Source organism: Gammaproteobacteria bacterium, assembly GCA_003696665.1.
In the GTDB taxonomy this organism is placed as follows: domain Bacteria; phylum Pseudomonadota; class Gammaproteobacteria; order Enterobacterales.
Genome location: RFGJ01000445.1, coordinates 1 through 6667 on the forward strand (window position 1 = coordinate 1; position 6667 = coordinate 6667).

8 protein-coding genes are annotated in these 6667 nt (G+C 50.4%); 3 read left to right on the plus strand and 5 right to left on the minus strand.

Going from position 1 to position 6667, the window contains the following annotated elements:
* Both D6694_11070 and D6694_11075 read right to left on the minus strand, forming a co-directional pair.
* On the minus strand, positions 1–215 hold a 215-nt coding region (locus tag D6694_11070; protein ID RMH39567.1), incomplete at its 3' end, for a peptidase S8.
* A gap of 18 nt (positions 216–233) precedes the next feature.
* Complete coding sequence (locus D6694_11075) at positions 234–857, minus strand: hypothetical protein (protein ID RMH39560.1); 624 nt, start codon at positions 855–857, stop codon at positions 234–236.
* 167 nt (positions 858–1024) lie between these two features.
* On the opposite strand from D6694_11075, the gene D6694_11080 reads away from it, so the two are divergent.
* Together D6694_11080 and D6694_11085 are read left to right on the plus strand one after the other, a co-directional pair.
* Positions 1025–1405, plus strand: coding sequence for a hypothetical protein (locus tag D6694_11080; protein ID RMH39561.1), 381 nt, complete (start codon positions 1025–1027; stop codon positions 1403–1405).
* A 39-nt stretch (positions 1406–1444) separates the two neighbouring features.
* Entirely contained in the window at positions 1445–2401 is a 957-nt protein-coding gene (locus D6694_11085; GenBank protein ID RMH39562.1) for an AraC family transcriptional regulator, read from the plus strand.
* A gap of 70 nt (positions 2402–2471) precedes the next feature.
* Here the strand turns inward: D6694_11085 and D6694_11090 are convergent, their stop codons facing one another.
* Positions 2472–3449 carry a malate dehydrogenase gene (locus D6694_11090; protein ID RMH39563.1) on the minus strand — a complete coding sequence of 326 codons (978 nt, stop codon included), beginning with the start codon at positions 3447–3449 and terminating at the stop codon, positions 2472–2474.
* Between the two features lie 207 nt (positions 3450–3656).
* On the opposite strand from D6694_11090, the gene D6694_11095 reads away from it, so the two are divergent.
* On the plus strand, positions 3657–3857 hold the full coding sequence (locus tag D6694_11095; protein RMH39564.1) for a DUF2892 domain-containing protein: 201 nt from the start codon (positions 3657–3659) through the stop codon (positions 3855–3857).
* A 130-nt stretch (positions 3858–3987) separates the two neighbouring features.
* On the opposite strand, the gene D6694_11100 is transcribed toward D6694_11095, so the two are convergent.
* Both D6694_11100 and D6694_11105 read right to left on the minus strand, forming a co-directional pair.
* On the minus strand, positions 3988–4176 hold the full coding sequence (locus D6694_11100) for a hypothetical protein (protein ID RMH39565.1): 189 nt from the start codon (positions 4174–4176) through the stop codon (positions 3988–3990).
* A 266-nt stretch (positions 4177–4442) separates the two neighbouring features.
* Positions 4443–6608, minus strand: coding sequence for a M3 family peptidase (locus D6694_11105; protein ID RMH39566.1), 2166 nt, complete (start codon positions 6606–6608; stop codon positions 4443–4445).
* Between the last annotated feature and the right edge of the window lie 59 nt (positions 6609–6667).

Sequence of the window (6667 nt, forward strand, 5' to 3'; positions counted from 1 at the left end):
TTGTGATCGAGTGCAGCGACAGACACGACAGCATCATAGGAAGCGGGATACGAGTTACGGTTATTCCCATCGTTCCCAGCCGCTGCAATGCTGAGTACGCCCTGTGCAGCCAAGTCAGCAAAAGCGCGCGCTTCCGTTCGGCTTTTCATGCTACCGCCAAAGCTCATGTTGATCACTTTCGCCCCATTATCAACACAGGTCGTTGCCGCAGCCACTAGAGAAGATGAATAACCTCAACCACTTTCATTAAATACTTTGACGATATGCAATGGGATAGCACCATTGGCATTCACACCGACCACACCCTTACCGTTGCCACCGAGCGCTGCAATGGTGCCAGCCACATGCGTCCCGTGTGGCCCGCCGTGTTCATACCAATTCCCTGTCCCGGGCTCATTACTTCCGGTGATATTGTTCCAATTAAAATCGGTCGCACTGGTATCAAGACCAGAATCGATGATACAAACCTTGATGCCTGAACCTGCGACATAATCCAACTGATCAGCCTGCACCATGGGAATGCCATAAGGCACCACTTCTGTTTTCATTGGATCACCAGCCGTATCCGAATAACTCATCGGGTAGCGCTTGGCATCAAGCTCGACATACTCCACATTCGGGTTATTGGCCAACGCCTGCACGGCCTTGGCTGGCAAATACACTGCTTTGGCGTCAAACCGATCGAGGCTGAGCGCCACTTTACCGCCTGCCGCACGAATTGCCGACTGTACAGCGGCCCCGTGGCCTGGCTTGAATTTAACAATATACCGCTCTTCGCTTTGAGTGGTCGCCGCAACACTCACAGCCAACGCGGCACCAATCGACAATGTCATTAAGGAATATTTCGTGTTTTTCATATCACAGTTTCCCTGTTTGTTGTCGTTATTGTGAACTGGCAGGACAGGAGCTCCCTCCCATGGCCTGTGTCAATCTCTTGTAGCACTTGGCCCATTTTCTTAGGTAATACAGAAACGACAATTTGTTGTACTTGACCGTCTGACGACAGTAAAAAAACGTTTTCTTCATGACTTTGCGCCGACAAGATCGTCGTTGCATCGCTCTGTCACTTTGCTATTCTCAATGGACGATCACGATGGGCAAGGAGGTCCGTTTCCAGACCGAAAAAAAAATGAGCACACCCATGCAAGAAAACGGGTTGAAACAGTTGATACTCATGAGTTTAGCCCTGTCCACGTGGTACACATTCAATGCATTCAGTCGCCAACATTTGGGCAATTTTTCACAGCTGATGTACTTACTGCCTATCTTATTCACAGGCTACGGGATCTTCTGCTTCTGGCGACAACACCGATGGCCGACGGTTGAAGTTCTATTTGGCGTTTTTCTCCCGCTTGGCATGGTGCTGTCGTTTATACCCGAAACATGGAGCACACAACCGGTGTAGTTCCTGCAAGATACCAGCTACTTTCTCAGCTTTCTTGCTTTGTTACTGACCATCATCGGGCAGTCGCGCATCGGCTTCATCCGCGAATTGCCCGCCACAAGCTGGGTATTATTAACTGCTGGCAGCTTTGTTTACTTTGTGATCATCCCTGCAACCCTGGAGCCACAGGTCTATGCAGGATGGCTTTCATCCCTTTGGTACTATGTAGTAGGCGATACCACACTGCTGCTCTTGGCTATTTATGTGTTCAAAAATTCCGACTCGTCGAATCACCATCCTCTCGGATGGCTGCTGATCACGGGCGGATGGTGGCTTGCAGATTTACTCGAACTTATTAGCTACTACCACCCGAATGCATGGCTCCATACACTCAACCAATGGCTGACGCTTCTGCCATGCGCATTCTATGTGTGGCTTGCCAAAGCGACTGCACCATCTTCTCGGTCGAGGCTGCCCATACCGACCGAAACGAAAACGATGATCACTATTCAACTTTTGTTTGTGGTCATGCTTCACACGCTGGGCTACGCTTTTAATCTTTTTTCATTAAGCCTGCTGCCTATGCGCTCGGCTTGGGTTGCAGTCATGTGCCTAGGCTTCAGCTATCTTTTGATAAAACAGAATAGGCCACAACCTGCCTCGCCAAACCAGACAGCTCCCATTGTTGAACCTCCGAGTTGTCCAATCAAAGCCGCCATACGCCAGCACTTAAATGACGCTCACTTCAATACCAAACGGCTGGCGGCAGCATTGGGGATCTCAGAACGCACTCTGCAACGCCAGTGTCGGGATAAATATCGCCAATCGCCATCAGCACTGTTCAAACAAATGCGGTTGGAAGAAGCCGCCGTACAGCTGGCCAGAGGGCAAAAGCCAAGCATAGTGGCCTACCAGGTTGGGTTTAACTCGATAAGTTATTTCAGCCGAAGCTTCCGCGAATACTTTGGCGCGCCCCCGTCTCAGTACCGACAAAGATTACTCGAAAGGAAGGTTTAACTTGGGCCCAAACCAGAAATACAAAAACGCCGACCATTGCAGTCGGCGTTTTTGCTGAGCTTTTGTTCGCTTAGAACAAGTCCTTAACCGTTTCGGCTTCCGATTTCAGCTCTGCTTCCGACGCTTTCATCTTTTCGCGGACAAAGTCAGAAATCTCAAGATCACGCACGATCTCATAGTCTCCGTGACGACAAACGACCGGGAACGAGTAAATCAGACCTTCTTCCACCCCGTAGCTGCCATCACTCGGTACCGCCATCGACACCCAGTCACCTTCATTGGTGCCCAGAATCCAGTCGCGCATATGATCAATTACGCCATTCGCCGCCGATGCAGCCGATGACGAGCCACGCGCGGCAATCACTTCAGCACCACGTTTAGCCACTTTCGGCATAAAGGTCTCTTTCCACCAGGCATCATCCACCAGTTCACGTGCCGGAACACCATCAACGGTGGCGTGCGAAATATCAGGAACCTGTGTCGTAGAATGATTGCCCCAGATAATCATTTTACGGATGCCAGCCACTGGCCTCCCAGTTTTCTCGGCCAGTTGGTACAAAGCACGATTATGATCAAGACGAGTCAACGCGGTGACATTGCGCGGATTAATGTCAGGCGCGTTTTTCAACAAGATGTAGGCATTGGTATTGGCTGGGTTGCCCACCACGCAAATCTTGACGTCGCGGCTGGCCACTTCATTGATCACCTTGCCAAGATCCGAAAAAATGACACCGTTGTCTTTCAGGAGATCAGAACGCTCCATGCCAGGACCGCGGGGCTTCGCTCCAACCATCAAAGCAATATCGGCATCTTTAAAAGCCACTTTCGGGTCGTCGGTGACAATGATGTCATGCACAAGCGGAAACGCACAATCGTTTAACTCCATACGTACCGCTTCAAGTACTTTCAGTGCCGGTGTAATTTCGAGCAGCTGGAGAATCACGGGCTGGTCTTTACCGAGCATCTCGCCCGCAGCAATACGGAAAAGCAGCGAATAACAAATTTGACCAGCAGCGCCGGTCACAGCGACACGAACAGGTTGCTTCATAATCATCGTCCTATCAAGTTGATTGAGCCCGGGCTTCGCCCGCACTGACTTGGGTTGCAAATTTTAGCACAGGCCTGAGGGTTGTGACACAACTGGCAGATCCGCACAAAACAGGTCATGGGTTGATCTTGATCAGGGTGAATCGCCTTTACATACGATACTCATATTCGTATATTCTAATATATATCCCTGAAGGGAGGAGGCACTATGAACACCAATGTTGGTAAAATTGACAAAATAATTCGCATCGTGCTGGGTATCGTTTTGATATCGCAAGTCTTTTTCGGGCTAAAAACCCCATGGGGATGGTTGGGCGTGATACCACTTGTGACCGGCCTCATTGGTTTTTGTCCCCTGTATAAATTGCTCGGTCTGAGCACATGCCCGGCTTGCGAACATAAAGAATAAGCATTTGCCTTGGCTGAAACGGTCGCGTTGCGGCTGTTTCACCAAATCCACGATAACATTGCTTGCGACCTTTGCCTGAATATTTGTGCGATATCTCTTACAGATTTGTGGCATTTTTTCACTTTGTCCCTCACGATTTCTTCAGATAACGCCCGCCGAAAATATGCATCGTATTGTTTTTAAAGCCTTTTTTGAATACTGCGTCACGTTTGATAATGCCAGGTAAAAAACAGGTGACTATGATCGGTTCTCCAAATTCGTAGAATAACCATTGCACCAGGATGGTGGCGCAAGGAGAGCGCAGACGCCAATTGGACACCCGGCGAACCAAAACAGGACGTTTTGGCAAAACGGATGATGTGGCAAGGACGACCGGGATTAGGAGCAAGAGGCTCCAGTTAAGGACGACACCAGATATGGAAATCTGGCAATAGGGACGAGGCTGGACGCCTCCAGGGATGATCCTCGCAGGATGCGCGCACATAGGGACAATGTAGCAAAAGGGCGGCACTGGCCGCCCTTTTTATTTATTTGCGATACGACATCAGGCACGGGAGCACCATCGGCCCCATGCCCGTTCACGCATCACTTCGAATCCACCAAACCGCGACGAATCAACAATGCGTCAACCGATGGCGCTTTGCCACGGAAGTTGATGTATTGCTGCATCGGATCGATGGTAAAGCCGCGCGACAAAATTTCCTTGCGGAAACGATCGCCATTCTCGCGCGTCAAACCGCCGTGCTCGCGCATATACGCAAACGCATCTGCCGCCAGCACTTCGGTCCATAGATAAGCATAATAACCCGCTGAATAACCGCCCGAGAAAATATGCGCAAAGTACGGCGATTTGTAACGCGGCGGCACGGGTGGGTAGTACACACCATGTTTTTCCAAGGCAGCGCGCTCAAACCCTGGCACGTCCGAAACATCTGTCTCCGGTGAAATCAGATGCCATTCCATGTCCAGCAACGCGGCTTCCAGGTACTCCAAAGTGTCAAAGCCCTGATTGAACTTACGCGAATCCAGCACTTTTTTCAGCAAGTCAGCTGGAATCGGCTCACCCGTTTTATAATGCTTCGCGTAGTTGGCAATCACTTTCGGGTCAATCGCCCAATCTTCCTCAAACTGAGACGGGAACTCAACAAAGTCACGCGGGACATTGGTGCCAGCAAGTGAGGGATATTTCACTTGCGAGAACAAGCCATGCACGGCATGTCCCATCTCGTGGAACATCGTGGTCACCTCGTCGAACGTCAGCAGAGCTGGTTGCCCTTCGGCCGGTTTCGGAATATTCAGGACATTGACCACAACCGGCTTGCGATTGAGCAGAAATGACTGTGGCACAATCGCGTTCATCCAAGCACCACCGCGCTTGCCTTCGCGGGCAAAATAATCGGCATAAAAGAGACCGATTGACTTGCCATCGGCATCAAATACTTCAAAGGTGCGCACGTCCGGGTGATAGACCGGCAGATCATGGCGCTCTTTGAAGCTAATGCCAAACAGCTGATTCATGGCGAAAAACACGCCTTTCTGAAGCACGTTGTTGAGCTCGAAGTAGGGCTTGATCTGGCTTTCATCAAGATCATATTTGGCCTGCCGAACTTTTTCGGCGTAATACAACCAATCCCAAGGCGCCAGCTCGAAATTCGCGCCCTCTTTCGCCATCACCGCTTTGATGGCCTTTGCCTCGGCTTTGGCTTTGGCGACGACCTTGGGCGCCATATCATCCAGCATTTTCAGCACGGCTTCCGGCTTTTTGGCCATTTGGTTCAGCAACTTATAGCTTGCCCAGTTCGGCTGGCCGAAAATTTTTGCCTTCTCAGCACGCGCTTTCACAAGTTTCTGAATCACCGGCCCATTGACATCCAACGCACGCTCAGCAGAAGCACGGAACAGACGCTCACGCAATTCGCGATTTTCAAGCTTGCTCAACAGCGCATGCCGAGTCGTATTTTTCAAAGTGATCAGATAACCTTCCTTGCCAGCCACCTTAGCTGCTGCGGCCAGGTTGGCAATCTCGTCTTCGCTTAACCCAGCCAGTTCTTTTTTATCGGTCACCAGAACCGCACGTTTTTCGGTGGCTTTCAGCAGGTTTTGCGCAAACTCTGTCGTCAACTGACTAATCTGCGTGTTCAGTTCACGCACCCTTTGCTTTTGCTCAGGCGTCAATTTGGCGCCTGCAAGCACAAAGTTTTGATAGGTCACTTCTGCCAGGCGGCGCTGCTCTGGATCTTTGAGCGATTCACGTTGTTCATAAATCGCTTCAATACGCTTGAACAGTTTGTCATTCAAATAAATGTCGTCCTGATGCTGAGACAGCTTGGGCGAAATCTCAGACTGTATCTTGCGAATCTCTTCGTTTGAAATGGTGCCCGTCAGGTTAAAGAACACATTGGCCACCCGATTCAGCAAAGCCCCGCTCTTTTCCAGCGCCTCAAGCGTATTCTCAAAGGTCGGCGCTTCGGGATTGTTGGCAATGGCCTCGACTTCTTTCTTATGTTCCGCCATGCCCTTTTCAAAGGCTGGCATAAAATGCTCAACCTTGATTTGGTCAAACGGCGGCACATGATAAGGCAGCGTGCTCTCCTGCATTAACGGATTCACCACCTTCGCCTCCGCTTTCGACCTCACTTCAGAGCGAGCCACTCCTTCAGATGATTTCGAAGTAGGCTCATCACCAGACTTTTGACAGGCCGTCATCCCCAAGGCCACACAAACCGCTAGGGCCAGTTGTTTTTTATTCATGATGCTTCATACCTCATCTACGTTTCCCCTCGAAACTGACACACCCTACCAAAAACAAA

What these genes read in the sequence shown, in the direction of transcription:
- D6694_11105 (RMH39566.1), bottom strand. Translation starts at nt 6,608, where the DNA reads ATGAATAAAAAACAACTGGCCCTAGCGGTTTGTGTGGCCTTGGGGATG.
- D6694_11095 (RMH39564.1), top strand. Translation starts at nt 3,657, where the DNA reads ATGAACACCAATGTTGGTAAAATTGACAAAATAATTCGCATCGTGCTG.
- D6694_11080 (RMH39561.1), top strand. Translation starts at nt 1,025, where the DNA reads ATGACTTTGCGCCGACAAGATCGTCGTTGCATCGCTCTGTCACTTTGC.
- D6694_11075 (RMH39560.1), bottom strand. Translation starts at nt 857, where the DNA reads ATGAAAAACACGAAATATTCCTTAATGACATTGTCGATTGGTGCCGCG.
- D6694_11090 (RMH39563.1), bottom strand. Translation starts at nt 3,449, where the DNA reads ATGAAGCAACCTGTTCGTGTCGCTGTGACCGGCGCTGCTGGTCAAATT.